Here is a 22,099-nt window from a genome sequence, read left to right as displayed (position 1 = left end):
AATTTAATAGTTAAATGATGGACTCTCAAGAGAATACCCTCGAACTGGGTAAAAACGAAGAAGTAGTTAACGAAGAGGTTACCTCTCAAGTAGAAACAACTGAAAACTCGGAGCCAGCAGCTGAGCAGGCCGAGGAGCAGACTCGTGTGGTTTATGAGACCAAAGCCGATGTACTGCACCGTTTGCAGGACATTGCACATGGCGAGGAAGTTCCACAGAAGGACGAAGTAGAGTATCTGAAGTCGTCGTTCTACAAACTGCACGTAGCTGAGCGCGAGGCTAAGCTCAAGGCTTATCTCGATGCAGGCGGCGATCCTGAGCAGTACCAGTACACGCCTGACGAGCAGGAAGAGGCTTTCAAAGCCGAGATGGGCATCATCAAGGAAAAGCGCGCCAAGGTTTTCAAGGAGCAGGAGGCTGAAAAGCAGGAGAACCTGACCAAGAAACTGGCTATCATCGACCGCATTAAGGCCATGGTAACTACCCCCGACGAGGCCAACAAGAACTACAAGGAGTTCAAGGCCCTGCAGGAGCAGTGGCGCGAAATTAAGAATGTGCCAGCTGATAAAGCCAACGAATTGTGGCGCAACTATCAGCTGTACGTAGAGCAGTTCTACGATATGCTGCGCCTGAACAGCGAAGCACGCGAGTACGACTTCAAGAAGAACCTGGAGCTGAAGACCGCTCTTTGCGAGGCAGCCGAAAAGCTGGCCGACGAGGAGGATGTGATCAGCGCCTTCCACCAGTTGCAGAAGCTGCACCAGGAGTATCGCGAGATTGGTCCTGTAGCCAAGGAGCAACGCGAGGAAATCTGGAACCGCTTCAAGGCTGCATCAAGCGTTATCAACAAGCGCCACCAACAGCACTTTGAGGGTGTTCGCGCCAAGGAGGAAGACAACCTGGCCCGCAAGACCGTACTCTGCGAGAAGGTAGAGGCTATTGCTGCCGAGGAAAACAAGGGCAGTGGCGACTGGGAGAAGCACACCAAGCAGATTATCGATATTCAGACTGAGTGGAAGACCATTGGTTTTGCACCTCAGAAGATGAACGTGAAGATATTTGAGCGTTTCCGCGCTGCCTGCGACGATTTCTTTGGTCGTAAGGCCGCTTACTTCAAGGGCTTGAAAGAAACCTTCAAGGAGAACGCCGAGAAGAAACGTGCCCTGATTGAGAAGGCCAAGGAGCTGCAATCGTCGACCGAATGGAAATCTACCAGCGACAAGTTCATCGCCCTGCAGAAGGAGTGGAAGACCATTGGTATGGTGCCTAAGAAGTTGGGCGACCAGCTGTGGGAGGAGTTCCTGGCAGCTTGCAACACCTTCTTCGAGGCCCGCAACGCCGCAGGTGCTGGTGCACGTGGTGAGGAGCGCGAGAACCTGGAGAAGAAGCAGGGTATCATAGAGCAGCTGAAAGCTTTGGCTACAGAGACTGGTGAAGAGGTGGCTGAAAAGGTACAGAAGCTGGTAGATGAATACAACACTGTAGGTCATGTACCTTATAAAGAGAAGGACAAGCTCTACAAGGAGTATCACGCAGTGCTGGACAAGCTGTATAAGGATTTGAACATCAGCGTGGCTAAGCGCAAGCTGAACAACTTTAAGCAGAACCTGAAGAGCGTGGCTGAGCGTGGCGAGAATGCCCTCGACAACGAGCGCACACGCCTGTTCCGCCAGTACGAGAACCTGAAGTCGGAGATTCAGACCTACGAGAACAACCTCGGATTCCTGAATGCCAGCTCGAAGAAAGGAAACAGCCTGATTGACGAGATGAACCGCAAGGTGCAGAAGTTGAAGGACGATATGAACCTGATTCGCGAGAAGATCAAGGCTATTGATGCAGAAAACAAACAATAATTGCGGATGATAACAGAACAAGATAAGAAATTTATGAGGGAAGCCATCCGCCTCGCCAACGAAAGCGTTGAGCGAGGCGGTGGTCCCTTTGGGGCTGTCATAGTAAAGGACGGCGAAATCATTGCTGGTAGCAGCAACAGTGTAACCATTGATAACGACCCTACAGCTCATGCTGAGGTTAATACCATCAGAAAGGCATGTTTTAAGCTGCGCACGTTCGATCTCTCGGGATGTACTATCTACACCTCGTGCGAACCATGTCCTATGTGCTTAGGCGCCATCTATTGGGCTCGTATCGGCAAGATATTCTACGGTAACACCCGCAAGGATGCCCGCGATATCCAGTTTGCCGATGATTTCATCTACGAGGAGCTGGAACGCCCTATGGACAAGCGTACGGTGCCCATTGTGCCACTACTGCGCGACGAGGCGCTACACACCTTCCGATTGTGGACAGAGAAAACAGATAAAACAGAGTATTAATAACAAAAAAGAGACCTGCGTTGCAGATCTCTTTTTTTGTGGGTGCTGATGGATTCGAACCACCGAAGTCGAAAGACAGCAGATTTACAGTCTGCCCCATTTGGCCACTCTGGAAAACACCCATCGCTCAAATGCGGGTGCAAAGGTACTAAGATTTTTTGAGCTGTGCAAATTTTCGAGCAAGAAATTTTAGAAATAATGCATATTCAGCTAAAAAAACAAGAATGGAGAGCTTGCATGGGCAAACTCTCCATTGTTTTTGTTAGGCGAAAAGAAGTTTTTACTTCTTCTCAGCAGGAGTCTCAGCAGCGGGAGCCTGAGTAGCAGGAGCTGCAGGAGCTGCAGCATCCTTCTGCTGACTGGCACCGAAACCAGGCAGGTTGTTAGGATTGGTAGCAGGAGCCTGATAGTTCTCCATAACAGAGGTGTCGCCACCAGCCTGAGGAGCTACATAAGCGCAGCAAACGCTAACGAGTACCATAAAACCAGCGAGGAACCAAGTGGCCTTCTCGATAAAGTCGGTAGTTTTACGAACACCGCCAATCTGGTTATAACCTGAGAACTGAGAAGCCAGACCGCCTCCCTTTGACTCCTGGATGAGCACAATGCCAATCATGAGCAGTGCTGCAACCACAATGAGAATTACAAATAATGTGTACATTTTTTTATTTATTTTTTTTGTTACTATTTACTATTAATTTCTCTAAGAAACGTATTTGATCTGCAAAGTAAGCATTTTTTTTCGGAATTTGCAAACTTAATCGCTGAATTATTTCCAAAGCTTTCGAATATCTACCCTGTTTGATGTAAATTCGTGCCAAAGTTTCGGTAAAGTACTCACTTTCAACCCCATTTTCTTCCTCAGAGGGCTCTGGTTGGGGCTCAGGACGGTACTCAGGTACCTCGCGCAGCTGGAACCCACCTTTGTCATCATTTATGAACGAATCAATCAGGTCCTGACCAAACATTTTTGGCATCTCACCAGGCATCTCCTGACCACCATCGGGCTCGATATCCATCAGGTAGGCCACATAATCTACAGCAGCATCGGCAGGCGTAGGCTTGCGCTTGGGCTTCAGTGTCTCGGTCTTGGCCTCCTCGGGGATACTATCCAGGAAGTTATCAATCAGCGAGATGGTACGATCTTCGGTTGGTTCAGCTGGCTGCTGAACAGGTTTTGCTGCAGGTGCAGGCTTAGCCACAGGATGATACTCGTAATGGCGCCCCTCGATCATTTGGAACAGCACGCGGCGATCGGTGATATAGGCCGATGCACGGCGCAATTCTTCGTCGAATGTAGAATCATGCAACAGATACAGATTCTGCAGCATCAACAATCGGGCTGTCTGAAAATAGGGATACAGAGCCAGCAGCGAACGCAACTCGTAGAGCGTTTCGCGGTCCATCTGTTCAGGATGCTTAATGAGTTCTGTAATCTCCATTACGCTATTATCTTAACTTAAAATTACCAGTTGGCTACGGTACGGTTGAAGATCTGATCGCAGAGGTCCTTCACCATCTGTGTTACCAGTTCCTCCTGCACAGCATTCAGACTCTGTGTAGTCTCGTAGCTCTGCGTGGCAGTAAACTGCTGCTCAAAATCTTCGTTATGGTTCTTATTATTCGTAAATCGTACGTTCACAGTCATGGAGAGCTCGGTCATAGCCGAATATCCCTCGGCACTCACGCTCTTGTTACGCTGCTCGTAGCGTATAATCTCACCCTCAATCTTCAGGTCGCCATTACGCTTAACCTGCTCCAAGCGGGTATGGTTAGCAAACTGATCCTTCAGCTGATTGTTGAACATCGGGCCCATGGGTCCCCACACATAGCTACTGCGAATGGGGAACTCGGCAATGGTGATGGTCTTGGTCTGCGAATAGTCGATGCTGGCACCGTTGAACTTATAGCTTACGGAGCAGCTTGTTACAACTGCAATGGCAGCAACAAACACGATTGTTTTTATCTTATTGATCCAAGCCATACTGTTTCAATCTGCGATAAAGGGTTCTATCACTAATACCCAGTTCCTGGGCGGCTTTCTTACGATTGCCATGGTTGCGCTCCAAGGCCTTCTCCAGCATCTGCTTACCCATGTCGTTCAGGTTCAAGCTCTCGAGTTCCTTCTCGGGCTCGATGTACTCCTCGGCAACTGCGTCTTCGACAGTTGCCACGGGTGCTGGGTGCTGGGTGATAGGTGTTGGGAATGTGGTGGCTGGCATATGCTCAACCTGAGGTGCAACTGGCGATGCAGTCTGCACATCGTCGAGCTGCTTTTTCAGCGCACTCATCTCGCGACGCATATCGTTCACGTTACCACGAAGCTCGAACAGAATCTTATACAGAATCTCGCGTTCGTTCTCAAAGCTATGATCGCCACTGCCATCGCGATGGATGGTGGCCAGCTGTGTGGTTTCATGATCCTGAGGGATGAACTGACTGAGCACCTGAGCGGTGATGGTACGTTCGGGCGAAAGCACACTAATCTGTTCAGTGATATTCTTCAACTGGCGAACGTTGCCCGGCCACTTATAGTGCAACAGCATCTGCTTGGCACCCTCGTCGAGCACCACGCGGTCCATCTTATATTTTTCGGCCATCTGCAAGGCAAACAAACGGAACAACAGGATGATATCCTCGCCACGCTCACGTAGAGGAGGCATCTGGATGGGTATCGAGTTGAGGCGATAGTAGAGGTCTTCGCGGAAGCGACCCTCGCTGATGGCCTGACGGATATTCACATTGGTAGCGGCTACAATACGTACATCGGTTTTACGAATCTCGGTGCCACCCACAGGGATATACTCACCTGTTTCAAGTACACGCAGCAATCGCGCCTGGGTGGCCAAAGGCAACTCGCCCACCTCGTCCAGGAAGAGCGTACCCTTGTTAGCTACACCAAAGTAACCTGGCGAATCGTTGATGGCACCAGTGTACGAACCCTTTACATGTCCAAAGAGTTCTGAGTCGATGGTACCCTCGGGGATAGAGCCACAGTTGATGGCAAAATACTTTTCGCGACGGCGTGGTGAGTTGTCGTGAATCACCCTTGGAATGATTTCCTTACCTACTCCGCTCTCGCCTACGATAAGTACACTAAGGTCGGTGGGCGCAACCTGCAAGGCTACGTCGAGCACGTGGTTCAATGCGTCGCAATTGCCAACGATATTGTACCGCTGTTTGATGTTTTGAAGTTCTGATGTCTTCATTGAGCTGACAAAATTACATATTTTTTCTGAAACATCTGCAATTTTGGCAGAATTTTAACGCTTATTACTTTTCTTTCTTGTCCAACTTGATTAAAAGCAGTCCGATAGCCGTCCATATCAGTTCGCGCAGGCGCACCAGCAGGGCTACAAAAATACCAGCATTAGCCGTCATACTCAAGCCCTCGGTACTCATCAGGAAGCCACCTTCGCGACCACCCAGTTGCAGGGGCATAAAGAACAGCATATTGGCAAACAGCGTGGTAAATGCGTAAATCAGGATACACTGCGGAATGGTAACCTGAGGCATAATCACCAGCAGGATAAAATAGATTTCGAACGTAGAGGCCACACGGCACAGCAACTCCAGCACCACAGCCAGTTTAAATGTACGGGGGTTCTGATTGTGCAAGGCAGCTATCTGCTCATCCACCTCGGCCAGTTTTTCACGGTTGCGCTCGATAAAGGGGGCTGCCCACTTCTTTACCATAGGGAAATGACTCAGGATGGTCATACCCGTCATGGCAATACCACGCTTGTAGCCACGCAAGAAGAACCAGATGGCCAACAGTGCCACTGCAGCGATGATGGGCAGCAGGATATAGGTAAGCGGCGTCATCTTCTGCGTGATAATATAAAGAGGTACGCTAAGCAGCCAGAACCAGAAGTGACTGTAGATGTGCGTCATCACATACAGTATGACTGACGATGATGCACGCTGGGTGCCCACCTTGGGCGACAGCGACATGATGCGGTAGGGCTCGCCACCCATCAGTCCACCAGGGGTAGCATAATTCAAGGCAAAGGCCGAGATAGTGATCTTATAGAGCCACCAGAAGCCCACCTTGCATTTGCGGCACACGCCCATCTCGTTACCGATGGTATTGATAATCAGATACCACGAGGCGGTGTTCATCATATACAGGAAAGCCCAAAGTACCAGCACACCTACGAACCAATAGCCCGCATGCTGAATGCCCTCCCAAGCCTGACGGAAGTCGAGCTGCGAGGCCATGATAATCAGTACCAATAATCCGAACAGGAAAAATCCGTTCTGATATTTTTTATTCATTTTGTCTAGTTTCTCGTGGTTTTATTTAAAGATATCCTTGGCACGAGGCATCTGGAAACGTGCCTTGTCGCCATCCTCACGCTTCTCGTGATACAGTTTTGGCAGTGGATTAGCCAATGGCTCATCGTACTCGGCACGATGGCGGAACATATCTACAGCCGTATAGATGGCATGGCGCAACGAGGTAGCATCGGCAATTCCCTTACCGGCTATCTCGAACTCAGGACCATGAACGGCAGTAGTGCAGATGGCAGTCATACCAGCCTTCAGCTTTACGCCATACTCGGTAGCCAGCGCATTAAATGGCAGTGTGCCCTGATCGTCGTACATAGCCAGCACACCATCAAACTGCTCGTACTGGTTGTTGGCAAAGAATTCCTCGGCAGCATAAGGACCAAAGGCCATCATGTTCTGCTTCTCCAGCTCGGCAATGGCAGGGGCGATAATCTGCTCCTCCTCGGTGCCTGGCTGTGGATTCAGTGCCAGCACAGCGATACGGGGATTGTTTACACGGAAATCGCGCTTCAGACTCTTAAAGAAGATGGTTCCCTTCTCAACGATTTTCTCAACGCTGATGCTCTGAGCCACCTCCTTGATAGGCAGATGGTTGGTAAGCAGACCGATACGTACACGCTCACTGAGCATGATGGTAAGCGGCTTTTCGTCGCGATTGGGGTTGGCATTTGGTACCACTGGGCCCAGCACCAGTACATCAAACAGGTGCTTCTGCATATCCTCTTTAACACGCTGCATCACAGCCTTGGCAGCCTTATCCGACTCATCGGTGGGCTGTCCGAAATCTACCTTCACCTCCTCGTCGAAGGCGGCCAACAGGTTCACACGCCCGTCCTTGGCCTCGGCAGCGTCGTTAATAATGCTATACTGGGTTTCTATCTCCATAGCCTTACGATGAAAGGCTGCGGCTTTAGGCGAACCATAGATGATAGGTGTACACATATCCAGCATCATGGGGTCTTCGAAAGCACGAAGTATCACCTCATAACCAATGCCGTTGGTGTCGCCATGCGTGATGGCCACGCGAATTTTCTTATCCATAGATATATTTGACAATTTTACGATTTACTATTTGACAATTTCTTGGCCGTACTCAGCAGACCACAGGCTGCAAAGATATCCTGACCACGACTGGCGCGGATAGTGGTAAACACACCATGGGCGGTGAGATAGTCACGCAAGGCTTCCATGCGCTTCTCGTCGGCACCAGGCAAATCCACACCAGGTATCTCGTGGAATCGAATCAAATTTACACGACAGTCCAATCCACGCACCAGCTTCACAATCTCGCGGGCATGCATGGTGGTGTCGTTCAGTCCGGCAAAGCAGATGTACTCGAACGAACAACGGCGCTGGTGCGAGAAGTCGTACTGCTTCAGCAGGTCAACCACCTCGGTAATCGACATCTGCTTCTCGGCAGGCATCAACATCTGGCGCTGTTCGGGCAGTGGCGAGTGCATCGATATAGCCACGTGGCACTCACTCTCGTCGAGGAATCGCTTCAGCTTGTTCTTCACACCCACACTCGATACTGTGATGCGGCGCGGACTCCAGGCATAGCCCCAATCGGCAGTCAGCACCTGAGTGGCCTGCAGGATAGCGTCGAGGTTATCCATGGGCTCACCCTGACCCATAAACACGATATTGGTCAGTGTGTCGCGCTCTGGCAACGCATATATCTGGTTCAGGATATCAGCAGCAGTCAAACTGCCCTCAAACCCCTGTTTACCAGTCTGACAGAACAAGCAATTCATTTTACAACCCACCTGGCACGATACACACAGCGTGGCGCGATCGCCGTCTGGTATATACACCGTTTCAACAAACTTACCACTACGGGTTGGGAACAGATATTTGATGGTTCCATCCACCGAACGCTGACAGTCGATGGGCGCCATGCTGCCCACCTCGTACTGTTCGGCCAGTTTTTCACGGTTTGCCTTCGACAGGTTGGTCATATCGGCAATACTACCAACATGTTGCTGGTAGAGCCACTTGGCAATCTGTGCAGCCGTAAACTTGGGCATTCCCAATTCGGTTACCACTTGCTGCAATTCGCCAGGCTGCATGCCTAATAATACCTTCTTTTCGTCGTACATCTTTACTTTTTGGGTGCAAAGGTAGAAAAATTTCCCTAATTTATTTGGTTTTCTCGGAAAATATTACGAATTTTGCGCTTTATAAATCACTAATTACACGTAATGAGAGAAAAAATTGACTGTTTTTTGCCTTGCAACGACCTTGAGACAGCGCGCGATGTGATAGCGCAAATCAAGGGTAGCAAGACTATCCAACATATCTGTTTGCTGGTAAACCAACCCCTTGAGGCCATAGACGAGGCCCTGAGCGATTGCGAGCAAATAGTAGTTAACGACCTGACAAGCAGCACAACCCTACAGGCTATTTCAGAACATGCCAAAGCTGATTACGCCCTGTTGCAGATTCGTCCACGACAGATACAGATGGCCAAAGGCACACTCGACCGCATGCTGCGTATCGCATCCGATTCGGATGCTGCCATGATCTACGCCGACCACAACGACCTGATTGATGGCAAGCTGCAGCCCCATCCTGTTATCGATTATCAGATTGGTAGTATCCGCGACGATTTCGATCTGGGCTCGCTCATCCTGGTTAAAACCAGTCTGCTGCACTGCTTTACCATGCAGTGCAACGAGCACCCCTACCAGTATGCTGCTGTTTATGCCCTGCGCTTGTTCCTGAGTCGTAAAGGCCGCATCTTCCACATTAACGAGAAGCTTTATACCGAGCAGGAGACCGATACCCGCGCCTCGGGCGAAAAGCAGTTCGACTATGTGAACCCACGCAATCGCGAAGTACAGATTGAGATGGAGCATGCTGCCACCGCCCACTTGGCTGCCATCGGCGCCAAAATCGACCCCACATTCTATCGTCGCCCCGACTTTAACGAGCAGGAGTTTGATGTAGAAGCATCGGTGGTTATACCTGTTTACAATCGCGAAAAAACCATTTGCGATGCTGTTAACAGCGCGCTGAGCCAGAAAACCAAATTTAAGTATAATGTGATAGTGGTTGATAACCACTCTACCGATAAGACGACCGAGTTGCTGCGTGGTTTCCACGACGAGCGACTTATCCATATCATCCCCGAGCGTAACGATTTGGGTATTGGTGGCTGCTGGAACATGGCCATCCACGACGACCGTTGCGGACGTTTTGCCGTGCAGTTGGATAGCGACGACCTGTACTCGTCGCCCAAAACCCTGCAGCAGATTGTAGATACCTTCTACAAGCAGAATGCCGCCATGGTGATTGGTTCGTATCGCATGTGCGACTTCGACCTGAACACCCTGCCACCAGGACTCATCGACCACGCCGAGTGGACGGATGAGAACGGCCCCAATAACGCCCTGCGTATCAACGGTCTGGGTGCGCCACGCGCCTTCTTCACCCCCCTGTTACGCCAGATAGGATTCCCCAACACCTCGTATGGCGAGGACTATGCGTTGGGATTGATTTTCTCGCGCCACTACCGTATCGGTCGCATCTTTACCGAACTTTATCTCTGTCGCCGCTGGGGTGGCAACAGCGATGCAGCCCTCTCTATCGATAAGGTGAATGCCAACAACCTGTATAAGGACCAGTTGCGCTCGTTAGAGATTATGGCACGCCAGCAGATGCTGCAGGGCAAGCAGGAAATGCTGAACGATTCGCCCCTGATGCGATTCTTCAACCGCCAGTTAGAGAAGTGGGACGATGCCCGTCGCCGCTATCACGACCTGCGCAACGTGAAGACCCGCGAGTTGTCGGTAGGCACTTCAACCATGAAGGTGCAGTATAACCCCGCCCGTATCGTATCAACAGGCGCTAAGATTGACAAGCAGACACTGGCCGAGCGCCCCTGTTTCCTGTGCGAGCAGAATCGCCCCAAGGAGCAGGTTAAGAAATCTATCGATGGACAGTTCGACCTGCTGGTCAACCCCTTCCCCATCCTGCCCATCCACTTTACCATTCCATCGGTAAAGCACGAGCCGCAGTTGATTCGTAATGCCTATGGCGAGATTCACAAGCTGCTTACCGAGTATCCACAGATGATGGTATTCTATAACGGACCAAAGTGCGGTGCTTCGGCTCCCGATCACGCCCACTTCCAGGGTGGCACATCAGGTGTATTACCCCTGCAGATGGCATGGGGCCGCTTGTCGCGCAGTCTGAAACCCATCCTGGATCTGAATAACGAGGAGGGCATCTCGCTGATTGAGGAGTATCCATGCCCCGCCCTGCTCATCCACAGCAAAACGCAATATGGCGACGAGCAGTTGTTCCGTCGTTTGTACGAGTCGCTGCCCATCAAAGAAGGCGAGCCCGAGCCAATGCTCAACATCGTAAGCTGGCGAAACGATGCCGATTACTACTCGGTGGTATTCCCCCGCGACAAACACCGTCCCGACTGCTACTACAAGGAGGGCTGCGAGCAATACATCATATCGCCAGGTGCTCTGGACATGGCAGGTTTCATCGTTACCCCACGTAAGGAGGATTTCGATCGCATTACCCCCGAGGTAGCCCTGGGCATACTTAACGAAGTATCGCTGCCAGCCGATGCGCTTCAACAGGTTATCGAACGCCTGAGAGCCACTCAAAATTCAATGGTCAATGGTCAATGTTCAATGAAAAAAGAGCCAAACGTTACCGTGGGTATCGTCAGTGGCGAAAAGATATCGTTCAGCCTTAACAAACCTTACATGGCTAAGGGCGAGGTGATTACCGGCGACCAGGTAGTTGAGTTTAGCGATGGCGGTATTCTATGGCGTGGCACCCAGTATCGTAACCTGACATTTACCCCACAGACCGACGATGCCTCGTTCTCGCTCAACGATGTGACTATCGGCGTTAACTTCCACTGGGAGCGCAAGGAAACCCAGACCTTCGAGGGTACCCTGCGCATTGTGGTTGAGGCCGATAAGATTGTGGCCATCAACGAATTGCCGGTCGAGAAGTATCTTACCAGCGTGATATCAAGTGAAATGAGCAGCACCTCGAGTGTTGAGTTCCTCAAGGCCCACGCCGTTATCTCGCGTTCGTGGCTGCTGGCACAGATTGAGAAACGCAAACAGCACGAAAGCGGTGGCGACAATTTCTTCTCGTTTACTAAGAGTGACCAGGAGTTTATCCGCTGGTACGACCGCGAGGATCATACCATCTTTGATGTATGTGCCGACGATCACTGCCAGCGTTACCAAGGCATCACCCGCGCCAACAACACCCATGTTGAGGAGGCTATCAGTCAGACCCGCGGTCAGGTACTGATGTATGACGATGAGATTTGCGACGCCCGTTTCTCAAAGTGCTGTGGTGGTCAGACCGAGGAGTTCCAATACTGCTGGGAAGATACCCCTAAGCCATATCTCGTTTCGTTCCACGATCCTTACTGCAACACCAGCGATAAGCACATCCTTTCGCAGGTACTCAACGATTTCGATCAGGAAACCCCCGATTTCTATCGTTGGACGGTAAGCTACACCCAGCAGGAACTGTCGGAGTTGGTAAACCGCAAACTCAAGATCGACTTTGGTACCATTACCGACCTCATCCCCGTTGAGCGTGGCAAGAGCGACCGTATCTGGAAACTCAAGATTGTTGGTACCAAAAAGACCCTCACCATCGGTAAGGAACTTGAAATTCGTCGTGCCCTGAGCGAGAGCCACCTCTACTCATCAGCCTTTGATGTTGAGAAAGATGGCGATAAGTTTGTGCTTAAAGGCAAGGGCTGGGGCCATGGTGTTGGCTTGTGCCAGATAGGTGCCGCTGTGATGGGCGAGCAAGGTCATCCTTACGATGATATCCTGCTGTTCTACTATCGCGGTGCCCAAATCAAGCGCCTCTACGATTAAAAAATGTTTCATGTTTAATGTTTAATGTTTCATGAACAATAAGAATCCTTGGGCATGGGTGCCCACCCTTTACTTTGCCGAGGGCGTTCCCTACGTAGCTGTGATGACCATCTCGGTTATCATCTACAAACGCCTTGGTTTGTCGAATACCGACATCACGCTCTACACCTCGTGGCTCTACCTGCCTTGGGTTATCAAGCCCCTTTGGAGCCCGTTTGTAGACATGTTACGAACCAAACGCTGGTGGATACTCAGTATGCAGATACTGATAGCTGCAGCCCTGGCAGGTGTGGCTTTTACCATCCCGGGACCGTTTTGGCTGCAAGGCTCGCTCAGCTTTTTCTGGCTGTTGGCCTTTAGCAGTGCCACCCACGATATTGCTGCCGACGGCTTTTATATGTTAGGACTGGAGCAGCACGAGCAGGCCTATTTTGTGGGCATCCGTTCCACGTTCTATCGCATAGCCACCATTTTCTCGTCGGGCTTGCTGGTAGGCTTGGCAGGTGTGTTGCAGGTGCTCACCCGTAGCATCAGCTATGCCTGGAGCCTGGTGTTCTATCTCATAGCCGGTCTGTTTATCGCCTTGTGGCTCTATCATAGCTGGGCACTGCCCCGCCCCAGCGAGGACACCCATCGCATACAGAAAACCGCTGCCGATATCATCACCGAGTTCTGGAACACACTCGTAACCTTCTTCCAGAAACCACAGGTATGGGTAGGCATCTGCTTTATGCTGTTCTATCGTATGCCTGAGGGACTGCTGGCTAAGGTATCGGCTCTGTTCCTGGTTGATAAGATGGCCAATGGCGGTCTGGGCCTGAGTGATGTAGAGTTTGGTATGGTTCAGGGCACCGTAGGTGTTATCGGCCTTACCTTAGGTGGTATCTTAGGTGGTATCGCCGCCAGCCGCGACGGACTTAAACGTTGGCTGTGGCCTATGGTGATGGCTATCACCATTCCCGATTTGGTATACGTATATCTTTCGTGCGCCCTGCCATCCAGTCTGCTTATCATCAACATCTGTATCTTCTTAGAGCAGTTTGGTTATGGTTTTGGTTTCTCGGCCTATATGCTATACCTTATATATTATAGTCAGGGCGAGCACAAAACAGCCCACTATGCACTGTGTACCGCTTTCATGGCCCTGTCGATGATGATACCAGGATTGTTTGCCGGCGCCCTGCAAGAGGCAGTGGGCTATCGTGCATTCTTCGTGATCGTCGTGGTTTGCTGCGTGATGACCTACATCGTAGCCAGCTTACTGAAGATAGATCCCGAGTTCGGAAAGAAAAAAGCAGACGAGTGATTGTTTTTGGGGCACGGATTAACGCGGCTTTAACAAATTAAAAACACGGCTTTAGCATTACAACTAAGGCCGTGTTCCTTTTTATAAAAAGAGCCGTGTTAATCCGTGCCTAAAAAAGAGAAAAAAATTAAATTCCGGCGCCGTCTTGGAAGGCGACATCCACTGCTTTACTCTGCTGAATGCGCGAGTAAGGCGGCACGCTGTGCGTTACCCAGATGTTACCACCAATCACGGAGTCGTGACCGATGGTGATACGACCTAAGATTGAGGCATTGGAATAAACCGTCACATGGTCTTCCAGGATGGGGTGACGGGGGATGTTCAGCATGTTACCATTCTCATCATACTTAAAGCTCTTAGCACCCAGTGTTACACCCTGATACAGCGTGACATGATTGCCGATGATAGCCGTTTCGCCGATAACCACACCCGTACCGTGGTCGATGGCAAAATACTCGCCAATCGTAGCTCCTGGGTGTATGTCGATACCCGTTTTGCTGTGTGCCTGCTCTGTAATGATACGTGGGATGACGGGCACCTGCAGCTCGTGCAACTTATGTGCTATGCGGTAGTGCGTCATCGTGTTCATTGATGGGTAGCAGAAGATTACCTCGCCAAAGTTAGGTGCAGCAGGGTCGTTATCAAACATCGCCTGTATGTCGGTATAAAGCAGTCGTTTAATCTCGGGCAATGCATCAATAAATGCAAGTGCTTTCTCTTCGGCTATGCCATAAACCTGTGCCTTGGTACTGTTAGCCTCGCAGTCCTCGCAGAACTGCAGTCCGTGTGCAATCTGCTTGGTAAGCAGTGTTGTCAACTCCTCCATCCACACACCTATATGATAGGCGCGGATAGCCTCGTCGGGCTGTCGCTTTTCAAAATAATCAGGAAAGATAATGCTCTTTACCAGCGTTACGATACGCTTCACCATCTCTACCGATGGCAGCGGTGCCACCGTGGCTGGCATCATACCCAACTCTCTTTCCGATTGCTTCGACAGCAGCGCCACATTCCTGCGCAATGTCTCGTTTATCTTTGTTTTGTCCATACTTACAACGTTAAAGTTCGGGGGCAAAGGTACGAATAAGTGAGCGAAATACAAAATAAATCGACAAATATTTTTATTTCCGAACGAAAGTACACTCTTATCTACTACAATCTGATTCCGTACTTAGCTATCCGCTCCTCCATCATTCCTTCGGGCATGAATCGGAGGAGCGTTTTTGTGATGGTATTCAGCATGGCCTGGCGGATGTAGTCCTCGCGGATGTAGAGCGACACACGGCGCTGCGACAGATAATCGCCCTCGATGCGGCGCACATTCTCGCGCTGTGCATCAGAAAGGAACGGCAGGTGCATCTCTGGGATAATGGTAAAACCGCCATTCTCGTCAACAATGCGTATCAGGGTATCGATACTGCCGGCCTCGTACACCCTGCGGCCCTTGGTGCGCGCCTTGCAAAAGCTGAAAGCACTATCGCGCAGGCACTGGGCATCGCGCATAATCCACATTTTTTCGTGCTCCAGATTCTCGGGACGGAACACGGGCAGCTTGCGCCAACAGTCGGCCGAGAGATACACCATAAACCGCTCGGTATAAAGCGGTATCTCGAGTATGCCCGGGTGTGCATGTCCGCCAGTGGCGATAGCACCATCGATATGTCCCTGCTGCAATTCGGCCATAATGGCATCGCCCTTAAGCTCGATAATGGAAAGTCGCACCTGCGGATAATCCTCGGTATAAAAACGGATAAACTTGGGCAGGATATAAGGCGCGATGCTGGACACAACGCACAGGCGCAGATCGCCAGCCACGTCGCCCTTGTCTTCGCTCACCAGCTCGTTGATTCGCTCGGCCTCAGCGATGGTACGCTCGGCCTGACGGATAATTTTCTCGCCGGCAATCGTGGGCGTAACACTCTTGTTGCTACGCTCAAAAATGCGCACGTCGAGTTCGTCTTCCAACTTTACCAACATGGCACTCAGGGTGGGTTGCGAAATGCCTAAGGCGTCGGCAGCCTTGGCAAAACTGCGGTAGCGATCGATGGCTACAATGTACTTAAGTTGCTGTAATGTCATACGTTCCTGATATTTATAATAGATTATATCGATGCAAAGATAGATAAAATAATTCGTATATCTATCAAAATATGCGTAATTTTGCACCGTGAAATAATAAAAATGGTAAAAAGGTAACTATTTAATAAGGTAAAAAGTATGGCTAAAAATTTTCATCGACACTTTAAAACGCCAGGTAAGCCACTCTACTGGATTATCATCGCCTACATCCTGCTGGGATGGTTTTTCCCAGTGATTGGTCTGGTGGCAATCATCTGCATGATTGGTCCGGTGCTATTCAGTATCTGGAAAGGACGATGGTGGTGCGGCAATGTTTGTCCGCGCGGCAATCTGTACAGCCGACTGCTGTCGAAGTATTCGCCCCACCGCGAGATACCTAAGTTTGTGCGCACCTTCGGGTTCCGATTGTTTATGGTGTTCTTTATCTTCACCATGTTTGGCATACAGCTGAGCTTTGTGCCCTGGAGCGAGGGCGGACTGCCCATGTGGGCTGGCATCGGTAAGGTGTTCTGGACCATCATTGTGGTAACCACCATCGTGGGTGTGGCGCTGGCATTCATCTATGCCCCACGCACCTGGTGTACATTCTGCCCCATGGGAACCATCTCGAACTGGGTATCGCCCAAGCACGCACCACTGCCCAAGGCATTTACTAATGTACACGTATCGAGTGCCTGCCAGATGAAGTGTAAGAGCTGTGCCCGCGTATGCCCCATGCAGCTCACCCCGTACGACTCACGCGGTCAGGAATCGGGCTATCTGGATGCCGACTGCATTAAGTGCGGCAAGTGCACCCTGGCCTGCCCTATCAAAATTGTTGAGATTAAACATTAATAATTAAACATTAGACATTATGGAGAATATTAAAGATTATCAGCAGTATCTCGAGGGATACGGTTTCGAGGGTAACACACCCACAGTTATCGACTTTTTTGCCACATGGTGTGGTCCTTGTCAGGCCATGTCGCCCATGCTTCAGCGCCTGGCTCAGGAGTACGAGGGTCGCCTCAAGGTCATCAAGATTGATGTAGATCAGAACCAGGAACTGGCAAGCGCAGCCCGCATCATGTCAATCCCCACCCTGTTCTTTATTAATAAGGATGGCGAGATTCAGCGCTATATCGGCAGCATGCCTTATCAGCAGCTCAGCGCATTAGCCGAACAGATAGTTGACTAACACAAAAAATCATAATAAAGCATTGAAATAATGCGAATGAAAGTCTCAGACAGGATTGTATGTCTGAGATTTTTTGTATATTTGCGGCCAAATAACAATTGATTGCAATGACAGAGATTGTAGATAAGCTGATGCAGGCGCCCATGTTTCAGGGTTGCGACAGAGGGGTGCTGGAGGATTTTCTGAGTACAGCTCACCACCGCTTGCGCCGTAGGGATACCGATGAGATGATAGCCTACAGGGGCGACAAGTGCGACGAGGTGTTGCTGTTGGTTGACGGTTCGGCCTACAGCACTATGAGCGGCGACGACAAGGAGGTGGTAGTTGAGCAGTTTAAAGGTCCGTTGGTGCTGGCGCCAGCCTTTGTGTTTGCCACCAAGAATGTGATGCCGGTAAACGTTACCGCCCAATCGCCCTGCACCATATTATATATTAATAGGCACGATTTTCTGGAACTGCTGCATCGCGACAGCACGCTGATGATGAACTTTATACAGATTATCTCCAACCGCTGCCAACGACTGAGCGAGCGTCTGAACGATTTTGCCGTACAATCGCTGAAGGAACGCGTGATGGATTATCTGCAGCAGCACGAGCGCATCGACAACGTGGGTTGGCTGAGCCGTGTGCTGGGTGTGGCCCGTCCGTCGCTATCGCGCGTACTGTCCGAACTCAAGTCCGAAGGCATTATCGAGCGCACCATTGATGGTATCGAACTAAAAAAGTTGCGTTAAAAATCCCAAAATGTAACATACGTTACCACACGCCATAAATACAAGGTATATTTTTGCAGCATCGAAAAGTATTAATTGGAAACGTTAAGATGAAAGATTTTAAGCAAACAATGACCGAGGCCCAGGCATGGCCAATGGACAAGCTGGTAGATTACATTATGGACAACTACCACGAAGGATGTGTGATGCGTGTGGACAGTATGCGCCGCGAGGCTGAGATGCAGAAAAACCAAGAGGGTGCCGTAGATATAGAGCTGGTAGCAACGCTGCTGGGCGAGAGCTATGAAGACCTGTCGAACCATTTCCAGAAGGAAGAGGGCATCCTGTTCCCTTACATCTGCGAGCTGCAGATAACACTTGATGGCGGCTACGAGGTACAGGCCTTTCATTGCGGTTCGGTGCAGTACCCCATCCGCGTGATGATGACAGAGCACGGCGGCGAGTTAGACCGCTACGATCGCATCATGGGCATTATGAAACAGCAGCAGGAGCCCTTCGCATCGTCGGAGGCATGCAAGCAGCTCACCAACAAACTTGAGGAATTTACAGCGTGGCTTGGCGAACATATTAAACTTGAAGATGAAATATTATTCCCACGAGCGATTGCTGCCGAGGGAATGCCAACAATAGAATAAAAGAAATATGAGAAAAGTTAGCAGACAGATGGATGCCGCCTTTGCACTGGAGGTGCTGGATAAGGCGCCATATGTAACAGTAAGCATGACGCGACCCGACGGGACTCCTTATGGATTGCCCCTGTCGCTGGCACGAACTGATGAGAAAACATTTTATTTCCACTGTGCCTTGGAGGGCGACAAGCTGGACTGCATAGCTCATCAGCCGACGGTATTCCTGTCGGCAGTTACCAAATGTGCACCAACTGTAGGACCGAAGGACGGAAGTTTTACCATACAGTTTAAATCGGCCACCGCCGTAGGTAAGGCTGAGATGGTGACCGACCGCGACGAAAAGATAGCCGGATTGCGCGCCATCTGCGAGCGATTCCTACCCCACCACATGGATGCGTTTGATGATGCCATCGCCCGTAGCCTTGACCATACAGCCGTGGTTCGCATCACCCTGACCGAGCCACCCGTTGGCAAGCGCAAACAGTACGACAAACAGGGCGACGAACTCAAATACGGCCGTATGGAGTAGCAAAATTTGCGAATTATCATCATTTTCGCCCGAAAAGTGAAAAAATATTTGGAAGTTTAGAGTTTTATTCGTATATTGCACCCCAAATACCAATAACGAATGAAGCTGAAAGATTTCTTTGCGTTTAAGGACTGGCTATCTTATCGACAGAAGGTGGGTTTGCTGGTTATAGCGGGCGTCGTATGCGGCCTCGGCGGATTATTTATGTATCTGCTCAGGGCGCATACCTATTTTATAGGCGATAACCCGTCGGCCTGCGTTAACTGCCACATTATGACCCCTTACTACGCCACATGGAGCCACTCCTCGCACGGACGTATCGACAACCAGAAAAACGGTGCTACGTGCAACGATTGTCATGTGCCTCATCAGAACTTAGCTTTTTATTATGGTTTCAAGGCGGTAGACGGCTTGAAGCACACGGTTTATTTCGTGGGTCACATGGAGCATCAGGCTATCAAGGCCGAGACCCTGACTGGGCAGGTGGTAATGGATAACTGCATTCGTTGCCACACCCAACTAAATACCGAGTTTGTTAAGACAGGACGCTTGGGCTATATGCAGCAGCTGGCCACAGGCGGCAAGGTGTGTTGGGACTGCCATCGCAACGTGCCCCATGGCGGCATGAACTCGCTGATGGCCACCCCAAATGCCGAAGGCGTAACGCCGCTGCCACCCTCTCCAGTACCTGAGTGGCTACAGAAGATGATGGACTAAGGCAATTGATAATTGAAAATTGATAATTGAAAACTGGAATATTATGGCTAAGCAATTGAAACAATGGCAAGGTTGGATTCTCTTCGGAGGATCGATGGCAGTGGTCTTCATCCTGGGACTGCTCGTTTCGTCGCTGATGGAGCGCAGAGCCGAGGTGGCCAGTGTGTTTAACAATAAGCGTACCGTGTTTGAGGATGAAATCGTTGCACAGAACGAAAAGTTCAAGGCCGACTACCCACGTGAGTACGAGACTTGGGCGATGACGGAGGACACAACCTTTAAGTCGAAGTACAACTCATCGCAGGAAGTAGATGTGCTCGAGCAGCGCCCAGAGATGGTAGTGCTGTGGGCTGGCTATGCCTTCTCGCGCCATTACAACACCCCTCGCGGGCACAAGCATGCCCTTGAGGATATGCGTAAGATTCTGCGTACAGGTAATCCGGGCATTGTGGTTAAGACTGCCGATGGTCGTGACTCAATTGCTGGCGATATGCAGCCAGCTACCTGCTGGACTTGTAAGGGTCCGGATGTACCTCGCATGATGCGCGAACTGGGTAATGGTAAGGATCAGTTCTCTCCCGCCAACTTCTATGCCAAGAAGTGGAGCGAGCTGGGTGCCGAAGAGGTGAACACCATTGGCTGCAGCGACTGTCACGATGCACGCACCATGGACTTGCGCCCTGCGCGTCCTGCCCTTTACGAGGCCTTTGCCCGTCGCGGTCTGAATGTAAAGAACGCTACCCATCAGGAAATGCGTTCGCTGGTGTGCGCCCAGTGTCACGTGGAGTACTACTTCATCAAGCCTAACGACGAGAAGAATCCTGGCAAGGCCAACTATTTGGTATTCCCACACGACAAGGGTTTGACTTGCGAGGCTGCCGAGGAATACTACGACTCTATTGGTTTCTACGACTATATCCACCCACTGTCGGGTACCAAGATTCTGAAGGCCCAGCATCCTGGCTGGGAGATGTCGCAGCACGGCATCCACGCCCAGCGCGGCGTATCGTGTGCCGACTGTCACATGCCTTACAAACAGGAGGGCGGCGTGAAGTTCAGCGATCACCAGATACAATCGCCTTTGGCTAAGATTGATCGCACCTGCCAGACCTGTCACCGTCAGGATGCCGAGGTTCTGCGCCAGAACGTTTACGACCGTCAGGAGAAGTGTAACGAGGTGCGCAACCGTGCCGAACAGGAGTTGGCCCGCGCTCACTTCGAGGCTAAGTTCATCATCGACAAGGGTGCTACCGAGACCGAGATGGCGCCTATCCAAGCTCTACTGCGCAAGAGTCAGTGGCGTTGGGACTATGCTATCGCATCGCATGGTGCCACCTTCCACGCTCCACAAGAGGTTACCCGTTTGCTCTCGCACTCGGTCGACTATGCTCAGCAGGCCCGCTTGCTCATAGCTCGCGTAGCTGCCAAGCACGGATATCTGGGCGATATCCCTGTGCCCGACTATAGCACCAAGGCTAAGGCTCAGGCAGCCATCGGACTGGATATGCAGAAGTTGAACGCCAATAAGCAACGCTTCCTTGAGGAGATTGAACCTAAATGGATTCAGGAAGCTAAAAAGAACGGTAAACTGATTGAGATTTAAACATGTGGAATAAACCATGGACTATGAAAGAAGGCTTCCTCATCGGAGGAGGCCTTATCGTTGCAGGTCTGATGCTTGAACTGAGCGTGGGCCCTGTAGTTTGGGATGCATTTGCGTGGCCTTTAAACGGCATTGTGCTGGCAGGATTCTTTGTGATGTTAACAACGATGGCGTACTTGCGCAAGAAAGTATATGCCTTCCAATGGATGTCGACGTATCAGGCCGCCATCCCGGCCATGGTGTATGCAGTGGTGCTCACCATCATTATGGGTGTTACGCGCCAACAAGTAAACGGCACGTGGATTTACAACATGCTGTCGTTCTGGCCCTTTGTACTCATCTATCTGTATATCACCGTTATCCTCGGACTTACTATCCACCGCCGATTACGCAAAATATTCAGAGGTAAGGGTTCGTTGAAACGCGACGTGCCCTTTATACTAAATCATCTTGGTTTGTTCCTTGCTCTCACCACCGCCACCCTTGGCTGTGCTGATATGCAACGCGTAAAGATGATTTGTGGCGTTGGCGAACCTGAATGGCGAGTGCTTACACAAGAGCAAACTATCAAGGAGATGCCGATAGCCATCGAACTGAAGAAGTTTACCATGGAGACGTACGACAACGGCAGCCCCAAACGCTATGCCTCTGAAATACAGATACTCACCCAATCGGGCAAAAACATCGAAACCATCGTAGAGGTAAATAAGCCCTACGAGATAGACGGTTGGAAAATATATCAATACGGCTACGACACACAGATGGGCGCCCAGAGTCAGATAACGATACTGGAACTGGTGAGCGACCCGTGGCTGCCTTG

Annotated in this window: 20 protein-coding genes, 1 tRNA gene and 1 pseudogene; 12 read left to right on the top strand and 10 right to left on the bottom strand. The window is 50.6% G+C overall.

Annotated elements, in window-relative coordinates; genetic code table 11:
- Positions 1-14: 14 nt before the first annotated feature.
- Both T499_RS0104365 and T499_RS0104360 read left to right on the top strand, forming a co-directional pair.
- A complete protein-coding gene (locus tag T499_RS0104365) occupies positions 15-1,853 on the top strand; it encodes a DUF349 domain-containing protein (protein ID WP_033149862.1) in 1,839 nt (612 codons plus the stop codon).
- A gap of 6 nt (positions 1,854-1,859) precedes the next feature.
- Positions 1,860-2,336 (top strand): nucleoside deaminase, encoded by a 477-nt coding sequence (locus tag T499_RS0104360; protein WP_013063926.1) that lies wholly within the window; start codon positions 1,860-1,862, stop codon positions 2,334-2,336.
- 39 nt (positions 2,337-2,375) lie between these two features.
- On the opposite strand, the gene T499_RS0104355 is transcribed toward T499_RS0104360, so the two are convergent.
- From T499_RS0104355 to rlmN, 8 genes are all read right to left on the bottom strand, one after another.
- Positions 2,376-2,458 (bottom strand) — tRNA-Tyr (locus T499_RS0104355).
- Positions 2,459-2,616: 158 nt separating this feature from the next.
- The gene (gene secG, locus T499_RS0104350; protein WP_013064528.1) at positions 2,617-2,997 is read right to left on the bottom strand and encodes a preprotein translocase subunit SecG; all 381 of its coding nucleotides are present in this window, start codon (positions 2,995-2,997) and stop codon (positions 2,617-2,619) included.
- A gap of 4 nt (positions 2,998-3,001) precedes the next feature.
- Entirely contained in the window at positions 3,002-3,778 is a 777-nt protein-coding gene (locus T499_RS0104345; RefSeq protein ID WP_033149861.1) for a hypothetical protein, read from the bottom strand.
- A 23-nt stretch (positions 3,779-3,801) separates the two neighbouring features.
- On the bottom strand, positions 3,802-4,320 hold the full coding sequence (lptE, locus tag T499_RS0104340; protein ID WP_013063325.1) for an LPS assembly lipoprotein LptE: 519 nt from the start codon (positions 4,318-4,320) through the stop codon (positions 3,802-3,804).
- Positions 4,304-5,545 (bottom strand): sigma-54 interaction domain-containing protein, encoded by a 1,242-nt coding sequence (locus T499_RS0104335; protein ID WP_033149860.1) that lies wholly within the window; start codon positions 5,543-5,545, stop codon positions 4,304-4,306. Before T499_RS0104335 ends, lptE begins: the two co-directional genes overlap by 17 nt.
- Positions 5,546-5,609: 64 nt before the next feature.
- On the bottom strand, positions 5,610-6,614 hold the full coding sequence (locus tag T499_RS0104330) for a lysylphosphatidylglycerol synthase transmembrane domain-containing protein (RefSeq protein ID WP_033149859.1): 1,005 nt from the start codon (positions 6,612-6,614) through the stop codon (positions 5,610-5,612).
- A 21-nt stretch (positions 6,615-6,635) separates the two neighbouring features.
- Positions 6,636-7,670, bottom strand: a complete 1,035-nt coding sequence (locus T499_RS0104325; protein WP_198021237.1) for a PdxA family dehydrogenase — start codon at positions 7,668-7,670, stop codon at positions 6,636-6,638.
- A 17-nt stretch (positions 7,671-7,687) separates the two neighbouring features.
- Positions 7,688-8,728 carry a dual-specificity RNA methyltransferase RlmN gene (gene rlmN, locus T499_RS0104320; RefSeq protein ID WP_033149858.1) on the bottom strand — a complete coding sequence of 347 codons (1,041 nt, stop codon included), beginning with the start codon at positions 8,726-8,728 and terminating at the stop codon, positions 7,688-7,690.
- Between the two features lie 102 nt (positions 8,729-8,830).
- Here rlmN and T499_RS14410 point away from each other — a divergent pair, with 102 nt between their 5' ends.
- On the top strand, positions 8,831-12,505 hold the full coding sequence (locus tag T499_RS14410; protein ID WP_084162885.1) for a DUF4922 domain-containing protein: 3,675 nt from the start codon (positions 8,831-8,833) through the stop codon (positions 12,503-12,505).
- A 31-nt stretch (positions 12,506-12,536) separates the two neighbouring features.
- On the top strand, positions 12,537-13,811 hold the full coding sequence (locus T499_RS0104310) for an MFS transporter (protein WP_033149857.1): 1,275 nt from the start codon (positions 12,537-12,539) through the stop codon (positions 13,809-13,811).
- 127 nt (positions 13,812-13,938) lie between these two features.
- Here the strand turns inward: T499_RS0104310 and T499_RS0104305 are convergent, their stop codons facing one another.
- Positions 13,939-14,859 carry a serine O-acetyltransferase gene (locus T499_RS0104305; RefSeq protein ID WP_013063536.1) on the bottom strand — a complete coding sequence of 307 codons (921 nt, stop codon included), beginning with the start codon at positions 14,857-14,859 and terminating at the stop codon, positions 13,939-13,941.
- A gap of 104 nt (positions 14,860-14,963) precedes the next feature.
- Complete coding sequence (locus T499_RS0104300; RefSeq protein ID WP_033149856.1) at positions 14,964-15,890, bottom strand: LysR family transcriptional regulator; 927 nt, start codon at positions 15,888-15,890, stop codon at positions 14,964-14,966.
- Positions 15,891-16,028: 138 nt separating this feature from the next.
- Between T499_RS0104300 and T499_RS0104295 the strand changes: the two genes are divergently transcribed.
- The 8 genes and pseudogenes from T499_RS0104295 to T499_RS15120 all read left to right on the top strand — a co-directional run.
- The gene (locus tag T499_RS0104295) at positions 16,029-16,724 is read left to right on the top strand and encodes a 4Fe-4S binding protein (protein ID WP_052173379.1); all 696 of its coding nucleotides are present in this window, start codon (positions 16,029-16,031) and stop codon (positions 16,722-16,724) included.
- Between the two features lie 19 nt (positions 16,725-16,743).
- Positions 16,744-17,067, top strand: coding sequence for a thioredoxin (gene trxA / locus T499_RS0104290; RefSeq protein WP_052173377.1), 324 nt, complete (start codon positions 16,744-16,746; stop codon positions 17,065-17,067).
- Positions 17,068-17,174: 107 nt separating this feature from the next.
- Positions 17,175-17,801, top strand: coding sequence for a Crp/Fnr family transcriptional regulator (locus tag T499_RS0104285; protein WP_033149855.1), 627 nt, complete (start codon positions 17,175-17,177; stop codon positions 17,799-17,801).
- Positions 17,802-17,890: 89 nt separating this feature from the next.
- Positions 17,891-18,436, top strand: a complete 546-nt coding sequence (locus T499_RS14065) for a hemerythrin domain-containing protein (RefSeq protein ID WP_052173376.1) — start codon at positions 17,891-17,893, stop codon at positions 18,434-18,436.
- Positions 18,437-18,443: 7 nt separating this feature from the next.
- Positions 18,444-18,959: a pyridoxamine 5'-phosphate oxidase family protein gene (locus T499_RS0104275; RefSeq protein WP_033149854.1), complete on the top strand. Its 516-nt coding sequence runs from the start codon at positions 18,444-18,446 to the stop codon at positions 18,957-18,959.
- 99 nt (positions 18,960-19,058) lie between these two features.
- Entirely contained in the window at positions 19,059-19,676 is a 618-nt protein-coding gene (nrfH, locus tag T499_RS0104270; protein ID WP_033149853.1) for a cytochrome c nitrite reductase small subunit, read from the top strand.
- 43 nt (positions 19,677-19,719) lie between these two features.
- Positions 19,720-21,279, top strand: coding sequence for an ammonia-forming cytochrome c nitrite reductase (nrfA, locus tag T499_RS0104265; RefSeq protein WP_033149852.1), 1,560 nt, complete (start codon positions 19,720-19,722; stop codon positions 21,277-21,279).
- Between the two features lie 2 nt (positions 21,280-21,281).
- Positions 21,282-22,031, top strand: a pseudogene (locus tag T499_RS15120) (cytochrome c biogenesis protein ResB); the annotation flags it as partial.
- Between the last annotated feature and the right edge of the window lie 68 nt (positions 22,032-22,099).

It is taken from the genome of Prevotella sp. RM4 (genome assembly GCF_000701965.1).
Lineage (GTDB): Bacteria > Bacteroidota > Bacteroidia > Bacteroidales > Bacteroidaceae > Prevotella > Prevotella ruminicola.
This window is presented reverse-complemented; position numbering and strand designations above follow the sequence as displayed.

Coding starts and splice junctions, on each gene's coding strand:
- nrfA (WP_033149852.1), top strand. CDS start 19,720: ATGGCTAAGCAATTGAAACAATGGCAAGGTTGGATTCTCTTCGGAGGA.
- T499_RS0104345 (WP_033149861.1), bottom strand. CDS start 3,778: ATGGAGATTACAGAACTCATTAAGCATCCTGAACAGATGGACCGCGAA.
- T499_RS0104325 (WP_198021237.1), bottom strand. CDS start 7,670: ATGGATAAGAAAATTCGCGTGGCCATCACGCATGGCGACACCAACGGC.
- secG (WP_013064528.1), bottom strand. CDS start 2,997: ATGTACACATTATTTGTAATTCTCATTGTGGTTGCAGCACTGCTCATG.
- T499_RS0104335 (WP_033149860.1), bottom strand. CDS start 5,545: ATGAAGACATCAGAACTTCAAAACATCAAACAGCGGTACAATATCGTT.
- T499_RS14065 (WP_052173376.1), top strand. CDS start 17,891: ATGAAAGATTTTAAGCAAACAATGACCGAGGCCCAGGCATGGCCAATG.
- T499_RS0104305 (WP_013063536.1), bottom strand. CDS start 14,859: ATGGACAAAACAAAGATAAACGAGACATTGCGCAGGAATGTGGCGCTG.
- T499_RS0104275 (WP_033149854.1), top strand. CDS start 18,444: ATGAGAAAAGTTAGCAGACAGATGGATGCCGCCTTTGCACTGGAGGTG.
- rlmN (WP_033149858.1), bottom strand. CDS start 8,728: ATGTACGACGAAAAGAAGGTATTATTAGGCATGCAGCCTGGCGAATTG.
- T499_RS0104295 (WP_052173379.1), top strand. CDS start 16,029: ATGGCTAAAAATTTTCATCGACACTTTAAAACGCCAGGTAAGCCACTC.
- T499_RS0104300 (WP_033149856.1), bottom strand. CDS start 15,890: ATGACATTACAGCAACTTAAGTACATTGTAGCCATCGATCGCTACCGC.
- T499_RS0104360 (WP_013063926.1), top strand. CDS start 1,860: ATGATAACAGAACAAGATAAGAAATTTATGAGGGAAGCCATCCGCCTC.
- lptE (WP_013063325.1), bottom strand. CDS start 4,320: ATGGCTTGGATCAATAAGATAAAAACAATCGTGTTTGTTGCTGCCATT.
- T499_RS0104285 (WP_033149855.1), top strand. CDS start 17,175: ATGACAGAGATTGTAGATAAGCTGATGCAGGCGCCCATGTTTCAGGGT.
- trxA (WP_052173377.1), top strand. CDS start 16,744: ATGGAGAATATTAAAGATTATCAGCAGTATCTCGAGGGATACGGTTTC.
- T499_RS0104310 (WP_033149857.1), top strand. CDS start 12,537: ATGAACAATAAGAATCCTTGGGCATGGGTGCCCACCCTTTACTTTGCC.
- T499_RS0104365 (WP_033149862.1), top strand. CDS start 15: ATGATGGACTCTCAAGAGAATACCCTCGAACTGGGTAAAAACGAAGAA.
- T499_RS0104330 (WP_033149859.1), bottom strand. CDS start 6,614: ATGAATAAAAAATATCAGAACGGATTTTTCCTGTTCGGATTATTGGTA.
- nrfH (WP_033149853.1), top strand. CDS start 19,059: ATGAAGCTGAAAGATTTCTTTGCGTTTAAGGACTGGCTATCTTATCGA.
- T499_RS14410 (WP_084162885.1), top strand. CDS start 8,831: ATGAGAGAAAAAATTGACTGTTTTTTGCCTTGCAACGACCTTGAGACA.